Source organism: Streptomyces sp. 13-12-16 (assembly GCF_002114215.1).
Lineage (GTDB): Bacteria > Actinomycetota > Actinomycetes > Streptomycetales > Streptomycetaceae > Streptomyces.
In genome coordinates, this window is record NZ_NCTE01000258.1 from 1 (window position 1) to 3,240 (window position 3,240).

Annotated in this window: 3 protein-coding genes and 1 pseudogene; 1 reads left to right on the forward strand and 3 read right to left on the reverse strand. The window is 70.9% G+C overall.

Annotated features, from left to right (window positions below):
- The 3 genes and pseudogenes from B7767_RS11650 to afsQ1 form a co-directional block, all read right to left on the reverse strand.
- Window positions 1–223: pseudogene (locus tag B7767_RS11650) on the reverse strand (hypothetical protein); the annotation flags it as partial.
- The gene (locus B7767_RS11655; RefSeq protein WP_085572140.1) at window positions 223–1,821 is read right to left on the reverse strand and encodes a sensor histidine kinase; all 1,599 of its coding nucleotides are present in this window, start codon (window positions 1,819–1,821) and stop codon (window positions 223–225) included. The pseudogene B7767_RS11650 and the gene B7767_RS11655, both read right to left, overlap by 1 nt.
- Entirely contained in the window at window positions 1,818–2,495 is a 678-nt protein-coding gene (gene afsQ1 / locus B7767_RS11660) for a two-component system response regulator AfsQ1 (protein WP_158075115.1), read from the reverse strand. Before afsQ1 ends, B7767_RS11655 begins: the two co-directional genes overlap by 4 nt.
- A 243-nt stretch (window positions 2,496–2,738) precedes the next feature.
- On the opposite strand from afsQ1, the gene B7767_RS11665 reads away from it, so the two are divergent.
- Window positions 2,739–3,240: SigE family RNA polymerase sigma factor (locus B7767_RS11665; RefSeq protein ID WP_085572142.1), on the forward strand; the 502-nt coding region annotated here is incomplete at its 3' end.

Consider the following 3,240-nt stretch of genomic DNA (forward strand, 5'->3'; position numbering starts at 1 on the left):
CCACCAGCGACGACCCGCACAGCAGGAACACCTGCACCGGCAGCCCCCGCTCCGCCTGCGTCGACGCCTCCGGCGCGGCCGGCGAGCAGCGCACCCGCGACGGCGCGGGACCGAAGTCGGTCGGCACCTCCGTGGCCCGTATCCCGCACCCGGCGAGCAGCGCCGCGAGCGCCCCCGCCGCGAGCAGCCCCCGCGTGCGCCGCGGGGCAGTCCGTACGTTCATCAGGCGTCCCCCTCGGCGCCCTCGTCCTCGATGTCGCCGTCCTTCTCCGAAGGGCTCTGCGCGGACACGTCCCGCGGCAGCCGCAGGGTGAACACGGCACCTCCCTCGGGAGAGTTGGCCGCGGTGATCTCGCCACCGTGGATATGGGCGTTCTCCAGCGCGATGGACAGCCCCAGGCCGCTTCCCTCGGAACGCGGCCGCGAGGCGCTCGCCTTGTAGAAGCGGTCGAAGACATGCGGCAGGACCTCCTCCGGGATGCCGGGCCCGTGGTCCCGCACCTCGATGACCACCGCGCCCCCGTCCCCGGCGCCCTCCGCGCCGTCCTCCCGCACCGAGACCCGCACCGGCGACCCGCCGTGTTTGAGCGCGTTCCCGATCAGATTCGCCAGGATCACGTCCAGCCGGCGCGGGTCGATCCGGGCGTGGATGCCGCGCTCGGCGTCCAGGTCGACCGCGTCCAGCCAGGCACGCGCGTCGATGCAGGCGGTGATCTGGTCGGACATGTCGACGTCGTCGAGGACCAGCCGGGCGGTGCCCGCGTCGAAGCGGGTCACCTCCATCAGGTTCTCCACCAGGTCGTTCAGCCGCCGGGTCTCGCTCACCACCAGCCGTACCGCGGGCTCGATCATCGGGTCGATGCCGCCGCCCTCGGACTCCAGCTCCTCCTCCAGGACCTCCGTCACCGCCGTGATCGCGGTCAGCGGCGTACGCAGCTCGTGGCTCATGTCCGCGACGAACCGCCGGGACGCCTCGTCGCGCCCCGCCATGTCCGCCACCCGCTTCTCCAGCGCCTCGGCCGCCTTGTTGAACGTCCGGGAGAGATCCGCGAGTTCATCGGTGCCCGAGACCCGCAGCCGGGTGTCCAGCTTCCCCTCGCCGAGCCGCCGCGCGGCGACACCGAGCCGCTGCACCGGCTTCAGCACCGTCGTGGCCGCCGCGTGCGCGAGCAGCGCGGAACCTATCAGTGCCAGCCCCGTGGCGATCCCCAGCGACCAGGCCAGCGAGTTGAGGTCCTTCGCCTCCGGCTCCAGCGACTTCAGCATGTAGCCGGTCGGCCCGCCGCCGATCACCCGCGTCCCCGCCACCAGGTACGGGGTGTCACCGTCGACGATCCGCTGCCAGTACAGATGGTGCGGGTACTTGTTGTTCGACGTGATCTCCTGCTGCTCGGTCACCGCCTCGCGCAGCGAGACCGGCACGTCCTGCAGCGAGAAGCCGTTCAGCCCGCCCGAACTGCCGTACACGGTCCGCCCGTCGGGGTTCTCGGCGACCAGCAGCACGGTGAAGCGCTGACTGCTGTTCGCCATCTGCCCGGCGGTGTGCTGCAGTTCGTCCTGCGTCGGACGCTCGGGCAGCGAGCCCGCCCGGTTGCGCATCTCCTGCTCGAAGTCGCGCAGCACCGCGTCCTGGGTACGGGTCAGCACCGACTCGCGGTTCAGCCAGTACGCGATGCCGGACGCGGACACCGCCGCGGTGAGCGCGACCAGCCCGAACACCACGACCAGCCGCAGCCGCAGGCTGGTGAACCGCAGCCGTGACCAGACTCCCTTGCGCGCCGCGGACCAGCCGCGGGTCTCCCCGTCGTGCTCCTGTGTCACTGAGGCGGATCCAGTCGGTAGCCGACACCGCGCACGGTACGGATCAGGGTCGGGGACGACGGCACGTCCTCGACCTTGGCGCGCAGCCGCTGGACGCACGCGTCCACCAGACGCGAGTCGCCCAGGTAGTCGTGCTCCCACACCAGCCGCAGCAACTGCTGCCGGGACAGCGCCTGTCCCGGCCGCCGGCTCAGCTCGAGCAGCAGCCGCAGCTCGGTCGGCGTGAGCTGGAGGTCCTCGCCGTTCTTCGTCACCGTCATCGCCGAACGGTCGATGACCAGGCTGCCGAAGGTCGCCGAGTCGGTGGACTCCCGTTCCCCGCGCCGCAGCACCGCCCGGATCCGGGCGTCCAGCACCCGGCCCTGGACCGGTTTGACGACGTAGTCGTCGGCGCCGGACTCCAGCCCGACCACCACGTCGATGTCGTCGTTGCGCGCGGTCAGCAGGATGATCGGCAACTGGTCCGTGCGCCGGATGCGCCGGCACACCTCGAACCCGTCGATGCCGGGCAGCATCACATCCAGCACGATCAGATCCGGCCGCTGCTCGCGCAGCAGCTTCAGACCGTCCTCACCACTGGCAGCGGTCGCCACCCGGTGACCCTGGCGCGTCAGTGAGAGCTCCAGGGCCGTGCGGATGGCGTCGTCGTCCTCGATCAGCAACAGGGAAGGCACGGGCTCATTCTGGCCCATGGAGGGCCCCCTGTTCGACCCGTGGACGGCAGATGCCCATTGAGCACGTATACGTGCCGCTACGTGCACGGACACCTGTGAAGGATCCGTGGACCCGCCGTGACCGACCTCTGTGACACGCCTGTGACAGTCGGCTGACACGGCGATGAAGGTCCCCGGGCAAGCTTTTCGGCACAAGCACAACAGCACGGCAGAACACCGGAAGTCCACGACGGGGGGCGCGAGATGAACACGCTGCACGGCACCAGCACCAGCGCAGTGATCACGCGTCTGCACGACGTGCACCGGGGTTCCGAGAAGTCCGGTGCGGCGGGCATGCGGGGGTGCGCCCGCGGCACCGGGCGTCAGCACACCACGATCATGACGGTGGTTGACGCACCCACGGGGGACACGAACGGGGGGAACGCGTACGGGGAGGGCCCGGGGGAGCGCCGCTCGCTGTCGGAGGCGGAGTTCACCGCCTACGTCCAGGAGCGCCGCGCCTCCCTGTACGCCACCGCCTACCACCTGACCGGTGACCGCTTCGAGGCCGAGGACCTGCTGCAGAGCGCGCTGTTCTCGACCTACCGGGCGTGGGACCGGATCAGTGACAAGGCGGCGGTCGGCGGATCCCTCCGCCGCACCATGACCAACCTGCACATCAGCGCGTGGCGCCGCCGCAAGCTGAACGAGTACCCGACCGAGGAACTGCCGGAGACGGCCGGTGACACGGACGCGATGCGCGGCA